Below are 23,324 nucleotides of genomic sequence, written 5' to 3'. Positions count from 1 at the left end.
GTGTTGTTGAGAAAGATGCCCAGTTCCGGCACAAAGACGAGCGACCCAAAGGCGGTGTTTACCGAGGTCGTTAGCGCACACATATGGCCTTCCCCGTCTATCACCGAGATGTGGCTGGTATGGCGATCCGGGGCTTCGATCCGCTCTAACTTATAGTTGCCCGGTCCGGTTACCGGTTTACGCTCCCGCCGGTCAATGGCCTCCTCATAGTATTCGCCATGCGTAATGTCGTTAAGGGGATAGGGCATCGGACTGAAGTCCGGGTCGCCAAGGTAGGCTGCCCGATCGGCAAAAGCGCGCTCCATGGCCTGGGCTATCATATGTATCTGATCTGCCGAGCCGGGGCTCATACTGTCCAACGGGACGTGACGCAGGATGTTGAGCATCAAGGTGATGCAGAAACCGCCTGAAGAAGGGGGAGACATTGTCCAGATCTGGTGCGCAGACGCCGTGCCTGAAGCGCTTGTCTCGACTACCAAAGGCCTACGCCAGACGACGCGGTAGTCGGCAAGATCCTTTAGCGTCATTATCCCCCCGGTGCGGACTACCGACCGGACAATAGCCTTCGCCTGCACACCTTTGTAGAACGACGCACCTTGGTCCAAGGCGATCTGTTCAAGTGTCCGGGCGAGTGTCGGCTGGTAGAGTGTATCGCCGCGCCGGGGAGTTGTGCCGGTGGATAGGAATATCGTCGATGCGGCGGAATCACTGGCTAAGTCGTCCTTCAACCGGTCGATGTTGCCGTGCAGAATCCGGTTGACGACCAAGCCATCCCGGGCTAACCTGATAGCCGGGGCAACCACCCTTTCCCAGTCGAGCCGCCCATAACGCTGATGAAGTTGAACACGCCCCTTGACCGACCCGGGAACGCCGACCGCCAGGCCGCCCTTCCAGGATCGGTCGCCGTCGGGTTGACCAGTCTTCCGATCGATGAACATATCGGCGGCGGCATATCCCGGCGCGCATTCGCGGGCATCGAGGGCTGCCGGAGTCTCCATTCCCTGTCGCCAGACAAGCGCGAATTCACCCCCGCCCAAACCGCTATGATACTGTTCGGCGACCGACACAACGAACGCCGCCGCAATAGCGGCATCGACGGCGTTGCCTCCTTGCTTTAAGATTTCAACTGCCGCCTCGGTTGCTGCCGGATGCGGCGTTGCAACCATCCCGCCTTGCGCACTGACCGGAGCCCTAAATGCGGCGACAGCAGTAGAGTCTAATAGATTGAAGAAATAAAGAAATAAGACAGCCGGTAACGATGCGGCATGCTTAGTGTATCGCCTCAATCTATTAGAATGTACCAAAGATCGTTCATTCACTTTAGGATTCTCTTCCTGTAGTCCAATAGTCCCATTGTCTAATGCTGCCTAACCATCCGCTCGGCCCAGGTAGGCCTCGATCACCTTCGGATCGTTCGCTACGCGATCCGGTAAATCGTCCGCGATAAGTCTCCCGGCGTCGAGGACGCTGACCCGATCGCAAAGACCCATCACCAGCCTGACGTTATGCTCAATCAGCAGTATGGTGATCCCGGAATCGCGGATGCTGCGAATAAGGTTCTTGAGGTCCTCAGCTTCCGCCGGATTCATGCCCGCCGCCGGTTCGTCGAGGAGCAGCAACTGAGGCTTCGCGGCGAGCGCCCGGGCAATCTCAAGACGGCGCTGCTTGCCATAAGGCAGACTGGAAGCAGGCGCGTCGGCTTCTCCGGATAGTCCGCATCGTGCAAGACAGGCCATCGCGTCGCGGTGAGCCGAGTCCTCGCTATTGCGAAAGTTCCTGCTGCCCGCCAGCATACCCGCCCAATACTCCTTCAAATGACGGTTCATCCCCACCAGGACGTTTTCCAGAGCCGTCATCGCTCCAAAGAGGCGGATGTTCTGAAAAGTCCTGGTGATGCCTCTATTGCAGATGTCCGCCGGGGCAAGCCGGGTGATGTCGCGATCTTGAAACACGACTCTCCCTGCCGTAGGTCGATAGACCCCGGTCAGACAGTTAAAGAGCGTCGTCTTGCCTGAGCCGTTCGGCCCGATCAAGCCGTGAATGGCGCCATCGGACACCGCGACTCTGGCATCGCTCAATGCTCGAACACCACCGAAATGGCAGGATAGGGCCTCTATCTTAAGTAATGCCATTGTAGATGTGGGAAGATGAAATTCACCCTGCCTAACTTTGACATTATATTCAGTGTAGAAATCTCCATATATGTCATGCTGAACGCAGCGAAGCATCTCGTCCGGAGAAGACCCTTCACTTCGTTTAGGGTGACTAGCAACTGCACATCGTAGGGCTAATTGCCCCCTGCCAGTTTGAGCCGTCGCATCGGCAAAAATCCCTCCCGGCGGTAGCGCATAGCCAGCACCAGGAGCAAGCCAAAGGCCAACATCCGGTAGCCGGCGGCTCCCCGCAGCAATTCGGGCAGGACGATCAATGAGACAGCTCCAACCGATACCCCGATGGGATTTCCCATCCCTCCCAGGACTACCATACAGAGCACCAGAACCGACTCGAGAAAGGTGAAACTCTCCGGCGAAACATGGGTCATTCGGGAGGCAAATAGAGCGCCCGCCGCACCGGCCCAAAGTCCTCCCATAGCCATAGCCAGTAGTTTCATCTTCACCACCGGCACACCGCAGTGAGCGGCTGCCAACTCATCTTCTCGGATCGCTTCCCAAGCCCGCCCGATACGCGACTTGATCATCCGCGACTGGGTATAGAATGCAACACAAGTTAGCAGCAGGGCGAGGATGTAGTAAGCCGATGGCGAAGTCAGTTTCCAACCAAAGAGGCTGGGTCGGGCTATGCCCATGATGCCGTTCGGTCCGGCCGTAACCGCGTCCCAGTTGTTCAGGACGATGCGAACGATCTCCCCAAAGCCGAGCGTCACAATGGCGAGGTAGTCACCCCGTAGTCGCATCACCGGAAGCCCTACCAGCAGGCCGGCAAGGGCTCCAGCCAACATCGCGAGCGGCCAGGCGGCGAAGAGTCCAATGCCAAAGTGCAGATTCAGCAGGGCGTAGGCGTAGGCTCCGATGGCATAGAAAGCGATGTAGCCGAGCACCAGCAGCCCGCAGAGCCCGACGATGTAGTTGAGACCGATGGCGAGCGTCGCGTAGAGTAACCCTAATGTCAAGACCTCTATCTGGTAGCGCTGAAGCAGGAGTAAGGGCAGCAGTAGAAGGAAGACGGCTGCAATAGCGCCCTTTAACTTGGGATGCAGCGTTCTGACGATTTGCGGGACGGCGATGGGCTGCCATGATCCACGTTTAATATGGGAGGCGTCGCCGGAGGAGTAATACTGAAACAGGCCGGCAGCGACGGCAATTGCAAGGCTCCCTATCAGACCTGTAAACGGCAGAGTGATCGCACCGGTTAGAGCCACCGCCCCCAACGCCTCAAACGCCCTCCTATGGTCTGCTGCGACGCTATCATCCTTCACTCCATTGGCTGCTCCTTGTGGCGAATCTGCGTCGTTAGCCCCCATCAGACCTTCTCAGCCAATTGCTCACCCAATAATCCACCCGGTCGAAAGATCAGGAAAAGTATCAGGATCAGGAAGGCATAGACATCCTTGTATTGGCTCGAGAGATAGCCGGCGCCGAAAGCTTCGACAAGTCCCAGCAGGAGCCCGCCCAGCATCGCGCCCGGAATCGTCCCAATGCCGCCGAGGACGGCAGCGGCGAATGCCTTTAGCCCGGCTTGATATCCGATATAGAAGTTGATCATCCCGTAGTAGGCGGCAATGAGAACTCCTGCGATGCCGGCTAACGCCGACCCGATGGCGAAGGTAATCGCGATGATCATGTTCGCATCGATACCACAGAGTTGCGCCATCACACGGTCCTGTGCAGTGGCGCGCATTGCCGTGCCGATGCGGGTCTTCTGCACCAAAAGCGTCAGACCGACCATCATCACAGCGGAGGTGATGATGATGAGCAACTGAACCGCCGAAACCCGGGTATTGCCGAAGATATAGCCGGAGCCAGCCCATAAAGCCGGGAAGATCTTCTCGCGCGCACCTTGTGAGTGCATTACGAAGTTCTGCAGGACTATAGAGATGCCCAATGCCGCAATAAGCGGTGCCAACCGTCCGGCTCCGCGCAGAGGCCGGTAGGCTAACCGCTCGATAGTGATCCCCCATAGCGCAGCTATCAAAGCCGCAAACAATGCCAGCGTCAATACCAATACAAGCGGCGAAGAAGGGGCAAAGTGGATGGCTTGCAGCAACGCCAGCCCTATCACTCCGAGGTAGGCGCCGAGCATATAGATCTCCCCGTGCGCGAAGTTGATCAACTGCAAGATGCCATAGACCATCGTGTAGCCCAGCGCAATCAGCGCATAGACACAGCCCAGGGTGATGCCGTTGATTAGTTGCTGGAGGAACATCCCTTTAAAGTTTGAGGTGTTTGCATTGAGGAACTTGGCTGCTCACTCTATTCAATGGGTCTCGACGTGAACCGGCTTGGGCAGTCCATCGAGCGGCACCAACTTGCCGTCGCGCACGATCCACATCACATAAGGCGCCACCACTGGATCGCCCTTGGCATCGAACGCGACCGTCCCAAACGCCGCCGGGAAACTATTGGTATGAATGGTTGCTGCAACCTTGCGTCCGTCAGTCGTCCCGGCAAGTTCAATCCCCTTCAGGAGGATATTCGTAGCATCATAGGCAAATAGCGAGTAGGGACCGACTTCCGGCCAGCGCTTAAGGTAAGACTCGAGGAACTTGCGCGCGGCAGGTATGCCCTCGGCGGAAGGGGCATAGGAGAGGTAAGCGCCTTCAGCAGCAGATCCGGCTATGCGAAGGAATTCCGGATCATAGACCCCATCGCCGGACAGGAAAGCCGCTGCGACACCAAGGTCGCGCATCTGTCGAATGATGAGTCCACCTTCGCCATAGAGCCCTCCAAACATCACGAGATCGGGCGATGCAGCCTTCAGGCTGGTCAGGACTGCACTGAAGTCCTTATCTCCGCGAGTAACTCCTTCGGCAAAGACGACTTCGGCAGTTGATGTAAGGTTCTTTCTGAACTCACCTGCCAGGCCCTGGCCATAGGTGGTTTTATCGTGCAGTATGGCAATTCGTTGGGCATTAAGTGCCTGGCAGGCAAAGTCGGCTTCGACCCGGCCTTGCTGGTCGTCGCGCCCACAGGTGCGAAAGACAGACGAGTAGCCGCGGTCTGTGACCATCGGATTGGTCGAAGCCGGTGTGATCATCGGGATGCCGGCTTCGTGATAGATGTTGGAAGCCGGAATAGTGCAGGACGAGTTGTAGTGGCCGATGACACCGACCGCTCCCTGAGCGACGACCTTCGACGCGGCTGATACGGCATCCTTTGGATCGGCGCGGTCATCCTCAATGGAGAGGATGATGCGACGGCCGAGGACTCCGCCCTGTTGGTTCCACTCTTCAACCGCCAGTTGGACAGCGCGCGAGATATCCTCGCCCATCTTGGCAGATTCGCCTGTCATCGGCGATACGACCGCGATCCGGATGGTATCGCTTTGTCGGCTGCAGCCGACAAGCGCGAGCAAGAGCATCGCCGGCAGCCCGAGCGTGCCGCCGAGTCCGGTTTTGCGCCGCAAGAGTGAGGGTCTCGTCATCGTCAACTCCAGTTAACTAATTGGGAACAACGTCATTCTGCCCGTCCCCCCGCTATGCAGGAGGGGATACAAGAGGGGGCTATTCACCCGGAGCCAGCCTCTTCAATCTAATCCTACTATCCGCTTCCGGCAAGCAGAAAAAGGAAGTCTTGCCTGCAAAGGCGGGAACCCAGTCGATCAAACATGGCCTGGGTCCCCGTCTGCGCAGGGAAGAGAAAGCGGGTTATTGGGGATGACGAAGCGGAATATCGGGGTTGACGATTAGAGAATAGATGCCGGTCTTGAGGCGGGCTTGCTGCCGGACGCCTTCGTTGGTAGCGGCAGGTCATCAGACATTGGCATTAGTGATCAGAATTTGTCATTGGCATTTGGCCAAAGATGCTCAAGCCACTATATTATGGACTATGAAGAACGGGCTCATCTCCCCTCGCCTTCAACTGCATGGTGCCGCCTGGATTTGCTTCTGGGCATTGGCGATCGGGTGTGTTGGGACTGCACCACAAGCCGAGTTCGATCCCAAAGGTGGGCTGCCACCGAGCGACTCCACAGCCCCATCTTGGCCGCCGCGTCAACGGGAAGACCTCCCGCGGGTGGTCCTGCCCGAAAGAGCTTTCTATGCTCCGACGCCGCGTCTCGACTTCAGACCCTATCGATTCGCCTATGCGGTGATGCCGGCCGACACGATGGAAGCGGAAGACGCGCCTCTACCACTACCGGAATTGCGTGACGGCTATCGGGTTCAGGTCTTCTCCGGATACGATCAATCCTTGGCGCGCAGAGCCGAGTCCAGCATACGGGAGATGACGGGGCTTCCTACTTACATGCTCTACGAGGCGCCGCAATACAAAGTCCGGGTAGGTGAGTTCCCGACTCGTGAGGGAGCGGTCAACCTCTGTGATTCGCTTCGGAGATCGGGATTTCCCGATGCCTGGGTAGTGCGTTCGACCATATCTCTATTTCCTACTACAAACTCACTTCAAAGCACTGCTGAAAAAAGTCCGTGAAGACATTCCACCTCCCCAAAGCCGGTCAAATCGACCCTGAACGACCGGCGTTTCTTTCTATCGCCCTTGACGAGCTTCATACCGATGGAGTGCTCGAGGCCCAAATCCATATCCGGACCGATGACAAGTTCATAAAATACCGGGAACCCGGTATTCCCTTTGACGGCAGCGTCCGCGAAAGGCTGCGCGAGAACGGGCATTCTTACATTTTCATTAGGGGGGATGAAGGATGTCAACTAAGGCGTTATCTGGAGGAGAATCTTCAACGAATCCTCGCAGATCCGGATGCCGACGATCAGCAAAAGGCATCGGTAATCTACGACACGACGGTCTTTCTGGTGCGTGAAGCAATATCGAATCCATCGTCATCGGAAGGCGTCCGGGCAGGCAAGAAGGTGGCTGAACAGGCGGTCGATTTCGTCGTCAGCACTCCTGGTGCCCTGGCCCGCTTTATGGACCTCGCATCGAAAGACTACTATACCTATACCCATTCCGTCAATGTCATGCTCTACACCGTAGCGCTTGCCCGGCGGGTGGGCTATCCGGGCGGCGAGAGTCTAACCGAACTTGGGCAGAGCGCACTGCTACACGATGTGGGGAAGAGTTTCATCGACTGGTCGATCACTAATAAGGACGGGCCGCTCAACGCCGATGAGTTCGAGGTGATGAAACGGCATCCTGAGTTTGGATTTCAATCGCTCACACAGAGCGGCGAGATGGGCGATCATCAACTCTATGCGGTCCGTCATCATCACGAAAAATTGAACGGGCGCGGTTATCCTTTCGGGCTGACCGGATCGCAGATCGACTTGGCGGTTCGCATCATTTCAACCGCTGACATCTACGATGCGCTGACGACCCGCCGGGTCTATCGGGATGCCTATCGCAGTTTTGACGGACTACAGGTGATGAAAGAAATGTCGGGCTCTGAGATCGACGAACGGGTGTTCCGCGAGTTCGTCCAGTTGTTGGGCGAACTATAAAATAAATAACCTAATAGCAGCGGTCATATAAGCGGCCAAGGCCAGCCTTCGGGTTCGGTCGCAATCACAGCAGGGAGTCAATCAAATGTTCACGCGCGAAGAAGCGCTCGAGTATCACTATCGTCCCCGGGTGGGGAAGATCGAAGTCATCGCCACCAAGCCGTGCGCAACGCAGCGCGATCTGTCGCTGGCTTATTCGCCCGGCGTCGCCGAGCCGTGCCGCGACATCCATAAGAATCCGGACGATGTCTATCGCTACACAGCCAAGGGAAATCTGGTGGCGGTGGTCTCGAACGGAACTGCGGTGCTGGGACTCGGCAACATCGGGCCGCTTGCCGGCAAGCCGGTGATGGAAGGCAAGGGTGTGCTCTTCAAGAGATTCGCCGACATCGACGTCTTCGACATCGAACTGAATGCGAAGACGCCGAAGGAAGTGATTGATGCCTGCCGGATGCTCGAGCCAACTTTCGGGGGGATAAACCTCGAAGACATCTCAGCACCCGACTGCTTCGAAGTCGAAGAGCGCTTGCGGGAGATCCTCGATATCCCGGTCTTTCACGACGACCAGCACGGGACGGCGATCATTTCAGGTGCCGCGCTCCTGAATGCCTGCGAAATCGTCGAAAAGGACATTTCCGAGATCCGGGTTGTCTTCAACGGCGCGGGAGCATCGGGCATCGCCTGTGCCAAGTTCCACATTCGGCTCGGCGTCAAGCCCGAGAACGTGCTCCTATGCGACACCAAGGGCGTCGTCTATCGCGGACGCGAAGACCTCGATCCGTCGCATCCCAAGTTTAACAAATACAAGGCTGATTTCGCCCGCGACACGAAATGCCGGACGCTTGAGGAAGCGCTCAAGGGCGCCGACGTCTTTTGCGGACTCTCAGTCGCCGATTGCGTGACGCCCGAGATGGTCCGTTCGATGGCCGACCGGCCGATCATTTTCGCGATGGCCAATCCGGACCCGGAGATTCCATATCCGGCTGCGGTCGCCGCACGCAACGACGTCTTGATGGCGACCGGGAGGAGCGACTACCCTAATCAAGTGAACAACGTCCTCGGCTTTCCGTTCATCTTCCGCGGTGCGCTCGACGTCCGGGCTCGCGCCATAAATGAGGAAATGAAGGTTGCTGCGGCAAAAGCCCTCGCCGATCTTGCCAAACAGGATGTCCCCGAAGCGGTTTGCAACGCTTACGGTTTGGACCGGATCGACTTTGGCCCGGAATACCTCATCCCCAAGCCGTTCGACCCGCGAGTGCTCCTCTGGGAAGCGGTTGCGGTGGCGAAAGCCGCCTGTGAGACCGGTGTCGCGCGAATCCCTATCACCGACTTTGAAGCCTACCAGGAACAACTCGAACGGCGTCTGGGACGCTCCAAGGAAGTGATGCGGCAGGTGATCAACAAATCCCGTCGCCGCCCAAAGTCGAGCGCAACCGTCCGGATCGCCTATCCGGAAGGCCATCACGAAAAGATTCTTCGCGCTGCGGGAAGGGTCCTCGATGAAGGTATCGGAATCCCGGTCCTGCTCGGCTCCCCGGAGGAAATCGAAGCGGCCGCCGGTCGCCTCTCGGTCCACCTGAACGGAATGGAACTCGTCGATGTTCATCACCACTCCTCGCGAGAGTCCCTGATCGAGTCCTATTTCCAATTGCGGGCGCGCAAGGGCGTCACCCGCCGGGAAGCGCAGCGGCAGTTGGGGCATCGCGACTACTACGCTGCAATGATGCTCTCGCAAGGGCTCGTCGATGCCGTTGTCTGCGGCGAAGAGCGGCACTATCCCGAAGCCATTCGCCCGGCTTTGCAGACGATCCCGCTGGCGCCCGGCTTGAAGCACGCCTCGGGGCTTTACATGCTCCTCTTTAAGAACCGGTTGATCTTCTGCGCCGACGCTACGGTGAACATCCTGCCCGACGCTGAGACCCTGGCCGAGATCGCTCTCTGTGCCTCCGAAACTGCCCGGAGATTCGACATCGAGCCGCGCGTAGCAATGCTCTCGTTCTCCAATTTCGGGTCGGTGCGGCATCCCATGGTCGAAACCGTTCAGCAGGCAGTAGCTATCCTGCAGAAGACCCACCCCGACCTGATCGTCGATGGCGAAATGCAGGCTAATACCGCGTTCGATACCGACATCCTGCGCGAGACGTTTCCTTTCAGCCGGCTCAAGGAAGAAGCCAACATCCTCGTCTTTCCCGGCTTGACATCGGGGAACATCGCCTATAAACTTCTGATCGAGTTGGGCGGCGCGGAAGCTATCGGCCCCATCCTGATGGGCCTTTCCAAATCCTATCACGTCCTTCAGATGGGAGCATCGGTCGAGGACATCGTCAACATCTCGGCGATCGCCGCGGTGCAGGCGATGGAGTTGAGAGGGGGATAATATGATCGGAACCAATCAGACGCAGGTCTTGATACTACCGCCTCAAATGCCGCGCGGTTGCGGCTTTGATATATATCATCCAATTCAAAAAGGAGATACCGATGGCGGTATTTGTCTGCAAGGTCTGCGGCGCCGAAAAAGAGTGCCGGTGCAAACCTCAAAAGTGTTCCCAGTGCGGAGCCTCGGGGACGATTGAGAAGAAGTCGTAAATCGCCTGTTCTTGGGGAACGACTGATCCGCGAACGACACGGGGGTGTGGGAGTCTGCACCCCCGTTGTATTGCTCGTGGGACTCTTCGGACCCTTGAATGCGGCGGAGGTGATCTTCCAACTTGAGCCGTCGCTGGTCGGGAAAGACCGGATGCCGGTCGCAAGTTGGCTGCACGAGGCGCTGCCCCGGCGGGACGCCAACCCGATCGACATTGCCATCCAGCCGCTGCGAATCCCGACGACTGCTCAGAACTACGACCCGCTAAAAGGCCTCTTTCGATGGAAGTCGAGCGATGTTGATGGAGTTGATCTTCAGCATCGGGTGTCGCAGTTAACCGGCGTCCTGTGGGCAGAAATAAGTCCGGTAAGGCAGACTTGCGCCTTGCTGGACCAGCCTAATGACCTGAACGGCGCCGACGCGCCGCCGGATGATCCCTTCTTTGCCGAGCAGTGGGGGCTCAGGCAAGTCTTCGCCTCCGCCGGGTGGGACATCGAGCGCGGCGACTCAAGCATCATCATTGCGATCGTCGATATCGGCGTCGATTACGATCACGGCGACCTCTACCGGCAACGTTGGGTGAACCGTCTTGAAGCAGTAGGACGACCCGGCGTCGATGACGACGGCAACGGCTTCATCGACGACCTCCACGGCTGGGACTTCTTTGAGAACGACAATGATCCACGACCGCCGCGCTCCGACAACCATGGGACGCACGTCGCCGGGATCGCCGGAGCCGCTACAGACAATGGCTACGGCATCGCCGGAGCCGCCTGGGACTGTCGGATCATGTCACTTCGCACCGGTGCCGGAGGCGCGATCTGGTATGGCTACGAAGGGCTGTTCTACGCGGTCGAGAACGGTGCCAGGGCAATTAACCTTTCGTGGGGCAGCGACTCGCCCTCGCTAGTCGAACGGATTGCCATCGACTACGCCTTGTCGAAAGGCGCTTTGATAGTGGCTGCCGCCGGCAACCTCAGCGGTGGATCGGCTTTCAACCACTTTCCCGCCGGTTATCCCGGGGTGCTTGCCGTCGCCGCGACCGATGACCGCGACCAACGGGCGTCGTTCAGCAACTCCGGCACTTGGGTCTCGGTCAGCGCGCCGGGTCAGAGCATCCTATCGCTGCTGCCGTCGAATGGCTTCGGCATCCTTTCCGGAACATCTATGGCGACGCCCCTCGTCGTCGGTGCAGCAGCGCTGCTCTACTCTAAACACCCCGATTGGACGCCGCAAGAGGTGAGATTGCAGTTGATGCGATCGGCCGATCCCATCGACCAGTTGAATCCCGGTTACAACGGCCAACTCGGTGCCGGCCGACTTAATATCTACCGGTCCTTGGCAGCCTCGCTTGACGGATTCGAACTGCTTGCTATTGAGGTCAGTGACAAGATCGATGGCAATGACGACGGCGTGATTGACCCTGCAGAGGACATTCAAGTTGCCTTCCGGATCCGCAACTCGCTTGCCGCAACAGCGCACCATGTCGAGGTCGTTCCTATTGCATTGAGCGGCGGCGTCTCCTTCGACACGGTACGCACACTTTTAGGCGATCTCGCTACCGGCGAACAGGCCGGTAACTTCGACACTCCAATCGCCGGTCGCATCAGTTCTAATGCCGCTCCCGGCAGCCGGTTGCGCTGTGCGCTGGAGGTCTATTCCAATGACCGGAGGCGTCAGACGCTTCCGTTTGAGATTACGGTTCGGTCACCGACTGCCAGTCACCGGGGAGGGGATGTCAGGCTGAGCGTCTCCGATTTTGGAGCCATCGGCTGGTATGACTACGTAGGCGAGAGCATTGCTGGCGAGGGCTTTCGAGTGCCCGCCGACGGACCGTCCGGGCTTTTTCACGGCTCCCTGATGATAGGGGGGACGCGAGGCCGGGTCTCGGATAACGCCTATGGCGATGCGGCTCGCGGACGGTTCGATTTTGCCAGCCGCAGACAGGGCATTGTGGTTGATAGACTTGCCGGCGGCGATGAGGTCTCGACAGCTTACTATGCCGATTCGCGCGCCGAAACACCGCTCAATATCAGCGTCAAGCAAACGACCTATACCTTCGGGTCGGCTCCCGATGACCGGTATGTGATCTTCTCTTACGAAGTGACCAACTCGAACGGATCCGATCTCGACAGCCTCTATATCGGCCTCTTCCTCGATTGGGATGTCGTCGAGTCCAGTGCCAACACCCTGCGCTACGATAGGGAGCGAGGCGGCGGATGGGTATCCTATGACCACCCTGTCGGGACGATGTTCGGCGCGGCGACCTTGGAGGGACGTCCCGATTTTCATGTCGCCCTCCCGAACCGGTCGATGCAGAATTCCTGGAGCGATGCCGGCAAACTGTCATGGCTGATTGAAGGCTTCAAGCGCGCCGAGGGACTTGAATCCGCCGACTGGACCCAGTTGATCGGCTATGGCCCGCTGACCCTGGCATCCGGCGATACCTTCCCGGCCGTCTTTGCACTGGCCGGGGGCGACGATCCGACCGAACTCTTCCGCCACTTTGCATCGGCTCGCTATAGGTGGTCGATTATGGGTGGCGCAAGGCACGGCGTCAGGCTATTGCCGGAAACATTGCTTCTTTCGACCTATCCCGAGCCGTTCAACAACCGGTTTACTGCGTTCTTTTCGTCAACTCCGGGCGGTGAACTGGTATGGCGAATCTTCGACCCGGCGGGGCGCCGGGTGCTTGCCGGACAGACGACGGTGCCATTTGGGAACAGCCGGCTCCAAATCGACGCCGGAGGGCTGTCATCCGGCATCTATCATCTGCAAATGATCTCGGGAGGAGACATCGTCACCCGTCGGATTACACTCGTGCGTTAGTATGAACCGCATCGTATGACTCCCGGTATCCTACTATCGTCCAGCACTCCTCCAACCGCCCCGTTGCGCGGAAGCATCCACTACTCACCCTCCCAACTGATCCTCGAAGACGCCCTCTTCAGCGAAGTCGAATCTCTAAAGCGCGACGACCCGCTGTCGCCAGTTGTCGTCGTTACCGGATCGGGACTGGTCTCCGACTACCTGACTTATGCTGCGGCAAGAAGGTGGGGAGGGATAGTCAACCTCCACATCCGGACCTTCGGTGGACTGGCGAAAGAACTCTCGACAATAAGTTCACCGGTTACGTTAGCCACCAAACCCTCACTGCCTGTTGGTTTGAAGCCCTTGCTCATTCACCGGGCGGTGCAGCAAGCGCCTGGAGGCAGGCCGGACAGCCCGTTAGTGTCAGTGCGTTTCCTCAGTTCTTTGGCATCCGTCTTCGATGACCTCGATCAAGCCGCCCTTTCTGACGACTCGGGAATCGCGAGCCTGCAGTTGCATTCCGGATCGTCTTCCCGTTGGGAACAACTGCTTCCGATATGGCGCGAATATCGTCGCCGCATTGCCGAATTCACAACCGACGCCGATTTCTATCGTTCCAGCCGCAGAGCCGGCGAAGCCTATCGCCGCATCTATGGAACCGACCGCATTCTGATCTACGGCATTTACGACCTGAATGGACTTCAGGAGATGTGGTTGGATTCGCTTCTTGATGGTGTTTACGGAACGTTCTTCATGCCTGCCGGAGGCTGCTTCGACGAATACGGCTCGGCATTCGAGTTTGCTGACCGGAGGTTGCTCCGGTGGACCGCACGGTTCCATCTGGAGGCAAAGTTGCTCTCTGACCGGGAACCTGTCAGCAGCCTTCCGATACGCCTTTTTCGATATGCTCCTGCAGATCGGTCTGATGTTGAATTGGCCGCTCTGCCGGATGTCAAACTTGCCGGATTCGCCACGCCGGACGATGAAGTGGACCGAATCGTCGCCGAGGTGTTGCGGCTGATGCTTGACGAGTCAGTGCCGCCTGAACGAATTGCCATAATCCTGTGGAATAGCAGCAATTACCTCGAGCGCTTCCGCGATCGATTCAACCTGGCCGGCGTGCCCCTATGCAACCAGTTTGGAAGGTCTCTCATTGAGACCAATGAATCCGGGCAGTTCCTCCAACTCCTGCAAATCGACCGGATGCGTTGCCGAAACCAGCAACTGACGGACTATTTCGGGCTGCTTGAACGAACCGGGGATGAGAATCCGCTTCGCTATATGCACTGGGAGCGGATCATTGGCGCAGCCGGACTATACGAAGCATCACTCGAGCGCTGGATCGCGGTCGTCAAAGGCATTTATGAGCGCTTGAACAGCGCGGGAGAATATCCCCTGAAGATAGAGGTCGATGCCGGGATCGCGCTCGATTTGACCGTCTTCCTTCAGCGAATCGACAACGGCCTGAAGCAACTGGACGACGCCGCAACATTGGCGGAACAGATAGTAGTGCTCTGCGATTTTCTTAGGCTTCACCTGGTGGAAGGGAACGAATCGGTATCGATTGAGTCTGAACTTCGCTTGCTGGCTGCCGACAGCACAGAGCCTGCGGCTTCGAGGGATCTGCTTTTGGAAATCGTCCGGCGCTCCCTCGCTGAGACACATCACGAACCTGCCGGCCGGTATCTTGAAGGGGTGACGCTGGCAACGCCCGACGATGTCCGCGGATTGGGGTTCGATCACCTCTTCCTGCCCGGTATGGCGGCCGGTCGGGTGCCGTCCGGGATCCCCGAAGGAGATTTGCTCAGCGATAGCGAGCGCCGCCGGATCAATTTACACCTCAGCAACGATCCGGGATTTCCTGTCAGCATCCGCTCCGAGCGCACATCAGAGCAGCGTCTGCTGCTCGGACTTATCGTATCTTCCGCTCGCCGGACGATCCACCTCTCTTATTCTCGCGAGACGCCCTTCGATGGGAGCGGACTCCTTCCGTCGCGCTACATCATCGAACTTGCACGATTGCTGAATGGCGCACCGGTTGATTCAGAGACACTTTCCGGGCTGCCATACTTCCACCACTATGAGAGCGGTGCGCTGGAGTGCGAACCGCGCTTACTGGCATTTGACCGTGCTCTCTTCGTTCGGGAATGGTGCCGCCTAAATTGCCCGCCTGAGTTCGATCCGGCAAGACTTCGCTTCGGTATCTTGCACCGCCTCGATCCGGAGGTCGAATACTCGCAGCGTGTTTATGGCGCACGAAGACGGGGAGACCTTTTCACGGCTTGGGATGGTGTTATAGGTGAAGTCGTCCCCAGCCGCGATGCTCTGTCGGTTCCCGTAACCGGAATCGAGACTTGGGCACAATGTCCCTACCGTTATCTTCTAACCGTGAGACTTGGTCTGGCCCAGCCTGACGAAGTTGAGCCCGGTATTGCGCCGTCTGCGGCAGCCGTCGGATCTCTGATTCACAAGGCTCTGGCAAGGCTGTTCAATACCGCCCGCAACGATCCGGAGTTTAGCCCTCTCCTGACTTCCAACCGGGACCGGAACGTCGTTCTTATGAACGAGAAACTTAAAGGCTTGCTGGACGCTGAAATTGTCGATCAGGTACTTCCGGCGGGGTTGCATCGCATTTACCGCGAAAGACTTCGTCGACGGATTCTCCGCGCGGCATCCGGACTGGCTGTTGAAGACGCCTCGGGCTGGGTCTCGAAAGTGGAGCATGACTTGAGGGAAGAGTTAAACCTTAAGGTCGATGATATAGACCTGCGCCTTGAACTTGAAGCGCGTATCGACCGGATCGACGAGGACTCTTCCGGCCGGGTGCGGATCGTAGATTACAAGACTGGTGGCAAAGTTCCTTCCAATCGCGACTATGGCGCCGGGACACGGGTGCAGATTCCCCTCTATATCCTCTTGCAGATGAATCGGCGTCCGCACCTGTCTGTGAAGTCGTTTACTGGTGAGTATCTCTGGATTGATAGCGCGGGACGCTTGAAATCTGTTGACTACTCTGGAACAAGAATATTCCAGGACCGCGACGAACTGGAGTCCATACTTTCGGCCTTTCTACTCTCAGAGACGACAGGGTTTTACCCGCCTCTAAAGCACAGCAACGCAGACTGCGCCCATTGTCCGGCTTCCAACTTCTGCGACATGCGGAGCAGGTCGTCCGCCAAACGCCGGGGGGCGAGCGATCCGCGAGCAACTCGCATCGAGGCATTGCGCGCGAAAGATAAGGTATGAACGATACACCACCTATCATGCCGCTCGATGCGGAGGCTCGGGCTCGGGCGCGCGGCGAAGGTGATTGGCTCTGGCGGACACTGCAAGTCGAAGCCGGAGCCGGAACCGGTAAGACGACGCTCCTGAGTGAACGGGTCGCCCATCTAATTGCTGCTGAAGGGCTGTCGTCATTCGTGGCGATGACTTTTACTGTCAAGGCTGCTGCGGAACTGGCCGACCGGGTGCGCCGGAAGTTGGAAGCAACGCTGGTGGATGGCGGCGCGTCTCTGCCCGTCCTGCAAGCCTTGCGCGACATCGATTCCGCTTCGCTCTCTACCATTCACTCCTTCGCTGCACGAATACTTCGGTCCTATCCTCTTGAATGTGGCGTAGCACCAGATTTCGAGGTGATCGATGCCATTGCAGAGGAGTTGCTCTTTAACGAAGTCTTCCTTGCTGCGCTATCGGAGGATCATCCGGCTCGCGACCTCATGATTGAGCGTTTTCTCACCCTCGGCGGGTCATTGGAGAGACTGAGAGCGCTAATGCTCGACCTGAGCCGCCGCGGGCACGGAGCATACGTCTTTAACCCGATGAAAGTCGATTTGAGTGCAGCGACCGCAATCTCGAAGGAACTGCGCGAACTGCGAACTTTTGCTAAGAGTGCGGTAATCACGTCTGATGACAAAGCGCTGATAGCGATTCAGGAACTGGAGCATACTGTTACAAGCGAGTCCGACGCCGACGACAGCAGCCTCATCTCACAGTTGTTCACCATTGCCGGAGCGCCGAATGCCGGCCGGCTTGGCAATGCCGGGAACTGGCGCTCCAAAGCCGACCTCGATTGGGTAAGGACAACCCTGAGCGATCTGCGCGCCCGGGCCGAAGGTCTGCTGGAATCGCTTAAGTCTGCAGCGCTCATCAATCTTCTTAACTGGGGACGGGGCGCGATCGCGACTTTTGAGAAGCGCAAGCGCGACTCCGGTATCCTCAGCAATGATGATTTACTCAATCTGACCCATATTTTGCTTGGACAGCCTGCTGTGGCGGAGGAATTGCGCATTCGCTTTGGCCGGTTGCTGGTCGATGAGTTTCAGGATACCGACATCCGACAGGCGGCAATTGTCAGGATTCTAACCGGTCAGACGGGCGAAGAGACGACTCCCAATCCTGGCCCTGGACGGCTCTTTCTGGTAGGCGATCCAAAGCAGTCGATCTATCGCTTTCGCAATGCCGATGCCCGAATCTACCGCGCAATGCGAGATTGGGTCGGTGGAGGCGAGTCCGAAGTCGCTATTACGCAGAACTTTCGCTCAACTGAGGGCATCATAGCCTTTGTCAACGCCTTCTGTGAACCGCTCTGGGCAGAGACCGGAGATCGCTATATCCCTATAACAGCATCTCAGGAGCGTGACACTCCGTCCTCCGGCCCGGCGGTCAAGATCATACGATCTAATGAAGATAACAACAATCAAGACAAGAGCCGGGGGGAAGCGGACGGAGTTTTGCAACGGGAAGCCGGGCTCATTGCTCATTCGATCAAAAAGATGTTGGACGAAGGTTGGACGGTTCTTGATCGACACTCCATCGCGTCGCGTCCGGTTCGCTGCGGCGATATTGCCGTGCTCTATGCATCTATCAGCGGCCGGACGAGTGCCCTCAGCGATATGCTCGACTCACTTGGCATCCCCTTTCAAATCAGCGGCGGTAAGGATCAGTTAAAGAAGCAGGTGGCAGCCGATCTGAAACAGGTTCTGGCGGTCATCGACGACCCCCATGACAGCGGGGCGCTTTTCGCGGCGCTGAGATCCTGCTTCTTCGGGGTGCAGGATGGGGAGTTGGTGAGATATTGGCAGTGCAGTCGGTCGATGCGAAGAGACTTAGAGCCTGTTGAGGACGCCGGACCGGAACTGCGTCGCGGGCTTGCGATCCTTCAGAATCTGCGGGCAATCAAACATCGGTCAAGTGTGGAGTCCCTTATAGAGAACCTCTATGAGGTAACCGGTGTCCGCGAAGCACTATCAATTGTCTCCTCCGAAGGTGAAGGCGATGCCGCGCTGCTCGATGTCTTGAAAGCCCGCTCTACAGGAAGTAGTCGTGGTCGTGCGGTTACGCTGCGCCAGTTTCGCCGGGAACTGGATATTTTTATCGAAAGCGGCGATCTCCCCGCCGCAGCCAGCCCGGTGCGACCCGACCGGGTGGTGCTTTCGACCATTCACTCCGCCAAAGGACTTGAATATCCGGTGGTCTTTCTGGCCAATATCAACCGTGACATTGAAAGAGCCAATTCAACCGGCAATTTGCCCGGTGTGCTACAGGATCCCGTTGGCTACAAAGTCGAGGTCCGGATCGGGAGCCAGAAGGGCGGATACTTCGCCACGCCAGGCTACGCACCTGCCGCCGAGATCGAGGAACGGGAAATCCACGCTGAGGAATACCGGAAACTCTACGTAGCCTTGACTCGAGCGCGGGATCACCTGCTGCTGCCTTATCCGGTAGCGGGTGAACCGAAAGGGTATTTGAAACTCCTGAACGACTTCGTTAATGGCGAGAACCTGTTCGTCGGCAGGAAAGACGACCTCTTTGGATGGTTGGACATCTCTATAACTGACAATGCTGTGGAACAGCCGCACCAGGAACATACCGGGCTGGAGATTTCAAGCCTTGAGGCAGCGGGATTGGAAGCATTCGTTAGGGCAAGACAGTATCACCAGTCGGTGTCACAGAACCTCTTGACATTGTCTGATAGAATCCTCCATCCAGGGATTGAAGGGTCACCTATTGTCGATGACACGAAGTCTGCTCTGAGCACCCCCCAAGGGGATGGTCGCGCCCACAGGATCGGATCGGCCGTTCACCGTTACCTTGCAATATCGCCTCTAACTACGCAACTGGATGTCGGACTCCTGCAAAAGGTCGCTGCCGAAGAGAGATTGGAGGCGGACGAGATAGCCGGGTTCCTGGAGCGAGCCGTTACGGGACCTATTTGGAAGGCAGCGTTGCAGGCGAAGCGCGTTCACCGCGAGATGCCGCTCCTGACACTGTCTGTGGATAGATTAATGAGTGGTCGTATCGACATTCTTTGGCAGAGCGTCGATAGCCGGATTGGAATAGCTGACTTCAAGACCGGCCGGGAAGATCTCGATTCCCACACCCGGCAACTTGAGGAATATGCCCGCGGACTGCATATCGCCTTGAGACAACCGGTAGATGAAGCCTGGATACATTACCTCTATTCAGGTCGGGCGGTTCAAGTCACCCTTGAGACTGGCGATTTATAAGTGCATATAATGCACACCAACCGGCTATTTTTGCACTACTCCGGCCAGGCGATTCTTCGGCTTCTTTTCCCACACATTCGCATCACGGCTGATATTGATGGAGTTTGTAGCAATTTGACGCGCGTCCGAAACTCGTGCCGTACAATTTGTTATGCTGACATCAAGGCACACCTTTTGCAATTGCGCGCGTTGATAGGATCATCATAAACCGCACGAAAGGCCGTCGTATCAACTCTTCGCTTCGACCAACCGGAACGCGCCGGAAAAGAATGGCGCGTTCACTGCGAGCAATCCTACTCCTTTATCTGCCGATCGTAGCACCGCCGTTGTCAGCCTGGCAGGTTCAGGACGTCGTGCGCGTTCCGGACGGGTATGCCGTTTCGGCTTCGGACGGGGATTTTATATGGTGCGGCCCGACGTTCAGTGAAGATTCGCTGGTGGTGCGACTCGATCCCGAGACCGGTGAAATCGCCGGTCGTATCGACGCTCCCGAAGCCGCCTGCCGGGGCTTTGCAGTGAATGACCAGGGCTTTTGGTATCTTGGCCCCGGTCGGTTCTATCGGCTCTCTTTTGAGGGCCGGGTGCTCGACCGGCGCGATAACCCCTATCCAGCAATGAAGGGGTTGGCGATAACGGATGCAGGATTCTGGACTGTCGAACGGCGTAACGGGGTGTCGGCACTGGCGCTCTTTCGCGCCGATGGAGCCGAAATCCGGCGCTTCGAGATCAATCTCTCTAATCCCGGCGACATCGCTTATGATGGCACCAATCTCTGGATAACGGATCCGACTGGCGGGAGTGTCTATAAGTATGATATTGTGCAAAATAGACTGCTTGACATCTTTCCTTCGCCGGCTTCCAACCCGACTGCTGTCACTTATCACGATCGGCATCTCTATTTGATCGACGATGGCGATGGCGCTGACGACGACGTGCTTTACCGAATATCTCTCGACGCCGAGCCGGCGCCGCGACTATTGCCCTCGTCATTTCGGGTTGATTTCGGCCTGGCTCAGTTCAATGTGGCCAGTAATGTTGCCATTTCGCTTTTCAACATTGGCAACGCCGACCTGACCATCAACAACGTGGGTCTGGCCCGTCGCAACGGCTATCAGATATCGAACTTTCCCCAGCAACCGGTAGTCCAGCCGGGACGTCAAATCGTCTTGAACTTGCTCTTCACCCCGGAAGATTATCAACGTTACGATGACACTCTGGTTCTTCAGACCAACGACCCGATCACCCCGATAACCCGGATCGTCCTGACCGGACACGGCGTTTACAGCGCCCGAAGACTGGGAGTCAGGCCGGAAGAATATGATTTTGGGATGGTTCGCGCCGACCGCCGCAGAGATGGCAGCCGACGTGCCACAATGTTACTTGTCAACGAGGGCAACGACCTGCTGATCGTCGATACAATGTATCTCGGCATCCCCGAAATCTTCCGCTTGGACCGGCCTGCGCTGCCGTTCGTCTTCGAGCCTGCCGAAACCTTGCGGTTTGCTGTCGAGTTTACACCCTTCCGCGACATCGAATATCTCGACACAATCGTAGTTCACGCCAATGACGAATGGCGCTACAACTACATCTATTTGGCGGGATCTGGAAGCGATTCAGTCTATGCCGAGGGGACGGTGTTGTGGGAGCACCAAATGACCGGTGGCGTGGAAGGCCTCGGTGCGATGGCTGTTCAGAGCGATATGAACCGGGACGGCATCCAGGAGGTGATAGTCGCCGAGCCTGACGGGCGGGTCTTCTGCCTGAACGGATTTGCATCCGGTGATGCCGACTACTTTTGGGAGGCGAACCTGGGGCTTCAAGGTGCCGGGATCACGGTCTCGCCTTCGGGGTCGATTGCTGCCGGAGTGCAACTAAACGGCGATCGGGATCGCGACCTGCTTCTGGCAGTTCGCGGTGCCGCAGGTGGGCTATTTGCTATTGATGGTCGTCGAGGGGCTGTTCTATGGGACTGGTCTCCGGAGCAATATGGCGCCGGTAACTTCCTGGCCGTTCAAGCCCCATCTGATTACAGCGGGGACGGGAACAATGACCCGGTCATTCTCTGTGAAGCGCGGGACGGCAACGGACTTTTGGCCCGGCTCGATGGCGCAACCGGTAGGCAGGTTTGGATGCGAAACCTCGTCGATCCCGTGCAGTTTGAGCTGGCTGGTGATCTGAATGGCGACGGAGCCGAGGATTTCCTCGTCGCCACCGGGCAGGGTCTCCTCGCGACCTTTGACGGGCAGGGTGGGGGGCTTATTCGGAGTGCGGAGACACTTCCGACTTCCGGACTTATGGCGTTTCGTAATGACCTCGATGGTCGCCCCCTTGCGGTAGTGAGTTATACCGCTGGAGGAGTGGAGATGTGGGATCTACGCACGATGCAGACGATTTGGTCGCTCGATATGGCGCCGCGTGGCGAAAATTACGGCCCACTTGAGCACGCCCTGTTGGTGCGGGAATCGCCCGAGGCGGAGATCACCGGCGTCGCCTTGGCTGGACAGGGGGGATCGGTTCTGGTCGTCGATCCCGGTAGCGGCCGTGCCGCCTGGACGCTGCAATATCGTTCGCCGGTCCGGGCGATTGCGCTTCTGCCGCGACGGATCGACCGTGCTGAAGCGACTCTTGCGATTGGCCTCGATGATGGACGGGTAATCGATCTGCGAGTGTCGGATCATGGCGAAGAGTGGATCTACGAAGGCCGCCAGCCGGTCGTGGCGATGCAATCCTTTGCTGATGTCGATCTCGGCGGCAGCGATGATCTCCTCGTCCAGTTCGGCGGCGCCCGATGGACTGTTACCTGTATCTCGACCGGTGGCGATTTGCGCGCTTCTGCTCCCCCGGCTCCAGCGCCTGTTCCACAACTACTATCGCTCGGCCTTTCGCCCAATCCGTTCAATGCCTCGGTCGTCATCGACTATGCACTGCCGCCGGGTGACCAATCCGGATCTTTGAGAATCTACAGCATCGGCGGTCGCGAGGTCTTTGCGCGCGAGGTCAACTCGCGGGAGGGACGCCTGACGGTTGACTTCGGTGCAGCGTCTGCAGGCGCCCCTGCTGCAGGATACTATTTGTTCCGTCTCATCAGTCGTTCCGGGCAATCGGTCGTGCGCGGTCAATACATCAAGTAGTTTGCAGTGCCTGTCAGGATCAACCCAGGAATAGAGTTTCTTCTACAAGCCCCAATCTGGAGCCGTATTGAATCGTTCGTTTACACCTCCTGATCAGAATCGAGCCTTGCTCACCTCCGGTGCCGTCTCAATCGTCCTCGTTTGGATGCTTGCGCTGGCGGTGCTTCCTACAGCATTGCAGGCCGATCAGGTTATTGCCACCTATTCGCTGCCCTATAACTCGAGCGGTCTGGCTTGGGATGGCCGGATCCTCTGGGTCGGCGGCGTCGGCGAGCGCGGCAACTGGATTCGGGCTTATAATCCGGAGGAAGATACCTTCGTAGATAGTCTGCGGGCGCCGGTTCCGGACTGCCTCGGTTTGGCTTTCAGCGAAGGGCAGTTAATCTACCTTAGCCCGCGTTCCGATTCGACCTACTTCATCCAACGGGATGGCCGCTACTCGGCAATCCTCAATCCATATCAACATATGGCCGGTGTAGCGGTTGAGAACGGCGCTCTCTGGGGAGCGGTCTATTTTAATCCCAACGGCGTTCTGGTGAAGTTCGATCGGCAGGGCCGGGTGCTCACGACAGTGCCTCACAGCGGTCGCCAAAGCCGCGATATGACCCTCTTCAAAGGTAGTCTCTACATCGCCGACCTGGTGAGCCAGGGCGTCCGGGTTGTCACCCCATCGACCGGACGTCTGAACCGGCTCCTGACAGCCT

The 23,324-nt window shown here is 57.7% G+C and carries 14 protein-coding genes; 9 read left to right on the top strand and 5 right to left on the bottom strand.

The window, feature by feature from the left end; translation table 11 throughout:
* The 5 genes from FJY67_05700 to FJY67_05680 all read right to left on the bottom strand — a co-directional run.
* Positions 1-1,166 (bottom strand): gamma-glutamyltransferase (locus tag FJY67_05700; GenBank protein MBM3328954.1); only part of this gene is annotated, 1,166 nt, incomplete at its 3' end.
* 201 nt (positions 1,167-1,367) lie between these two features.
* Complete coding sequence (locus FJY67_05695) at positions 1,368-2,132, bottom strand: ABC transporter ATP-binding protein (protein ID MBM3328953.1); 765 nt, start codon at positions 2,130-2,132, stop codon at positions 1,368-1,370.
* Between the two features lie 155 nt (positions 2,133-2,287).
* Entirely contained in the window at positions 2,288-3,481 is a 1,194-nt protein-coding gene (locus FJY67_05690; GenBank protein MBM3328952.1) for a branched-chain amino acid ABC transporter permease, read from the bottom strand.
* The gene (locus tag FJY67_05685; protein MBM3328951.1) at positions 3,481-4,383 is read right to left on the bottom strand and encodes a branched-chain amino acid ABC transporter permease; all 903 of its coding nucleotides are present in this window, start codon (positions 4,381-4,383) and stop codon (positions 3,481-3,483) included. Before FJY67_05685 ends, FJY67_05690 begins: the two co-directional genes overlap by 1 nt.
* A 51-nt stretch (positions 4,384-4,434) precedes the next feature.
* Positions 4,435-5,601 carry a branched-chain amino acid ABC transporter substrate-binding protein gene (locus FJY67_05680; protein MBM3328950.1) on the bottom strand — a complete coding sequence of 389 codons (1,167 nt, stop codon included), beginning with the start codon at positions 5,599-5,601 and terminating at the stop codon, positions 4,435-4,437.
* 272 nt (positions 5,602-5,873) lie between these two features.
* Here FJY67_05680 and FJY67_05675 point away from each other — a divergent pair, with 272 nt between their 5' ends.
* The 9 genes from FJY67_05675 to FJY67_05635 form a co-directional block, all read left to right on the top strand.
* Positions 5,874-6,605: an SPOR domain-containing protein gene (locus FJY67_05675; protein MBM3328949.1), complete on the top strand. Its 732-nt coding sequence runs from the start codon at positions 5,874-5,876 to the stop codon at positions 6,603-6,605.
* Positions 6,602-7,588: an HD domain-containing protein gene (locus tag FJY67_05670; GenBank protein ID MBM3328948.1), complete on the top strand. Its 987-nt coding sequence runs from the start codon at positions 6,602-6,604 to the stop codon at positions 7,586-7,588. Before FJY67_05675 ends, FJY67_05670 begins: the two co-directional genes overlap by 4 nt.
* An 85-nt stretch (positions 7,589-7,673) precedes the next feature.
* A complete protein-coding gene (locus FJY67_05665; protein MBM3328947.1) occupies positions 7,674-9,965 on the top strand; it encodes an NADP-dependent malic enzyme in 2,292 nt (763 codons plus the stop codon).
* Positions 9,966-10,066: 101 nt separating this feature from the next.
* A complete protein-coding gene (locus FJY67_05660; GenBank protein ID MBM3328946.1) occupies positions 10,067-10,174 on the top strand; it encodes a rubredoxin in 108 nt (35 codons plus the stop codon).
* 70 nt (positions 10,175-10,244) lie between these two features.
* A complete protein-coding gene (locus FJY67_05655) occupies positions 10,245-13,001 on the top strand; it encodes a T9SS type A sorting domain-containing protein (GenBank protein MBM3328945.1) in 2,757 nt (918 codons plus the stop codon).
* A gap of 15 nt (positions 13,002-13,016) precedes the next feature.
* Positions 13,017-16,229 carry a hypothetical protein gene (locus tag FJY67_05650; protein ID MBM3328944.1) on the top strand — a complete coding sequence of 1,071 codons (3,213 nt, stop codon included), beginning with the start codon at positions 13,017-13,019 and terminating at the stop codon, positions 16,227-16,229.
* The gene (locus tag FJY67_05645; GenBank protein MBM3328943.1) at positions 16,226-19,489 is read left to right on the top strand and encodes a hypothetical protein; all 3,264 of its coding nucleotides are present in this window, start codon (positions 16,226-16,228) and stop codon (positions 19,487-19,489) included. Before FJY67_05650 ends, FJY67_05645 begins: the two co-directional genes overlap by 4 nt.
* Before the next feature lie 269 nt (positions 19,490-19,758).
* Positions 19,759-22,620: a hypothetical protein gene (locus FJY67_05640; protein ID MBM3328942.1), complete on the top strand. Its 2,862-nt coding sequence runs from the start codon at positions 19,759-19,761 to the stop codon at positions 22,618-22,620.
* Between the two features lie 67 nt (positions 22,621-22,687).
* Positions 22,688-23,324, top strand: a 637-nt coding sequence (locus FJY67_05635) for a hypothetical protein (protein ID MBM3328941.1), incomplete at its 3' end; no start/stop codon positions are given.

It is taken from the genome of Calditrichota bacterium (genome assembly GCA_016867835.1).
GTDB lineage: Bacteria > Electryoneota > AABM5-125-24 > Hatepunaeales > Hatepunaeaceae > VGIQ01.
This window is presented reverse-complemented; position numbering and strand designations above follow the sequence as displayed.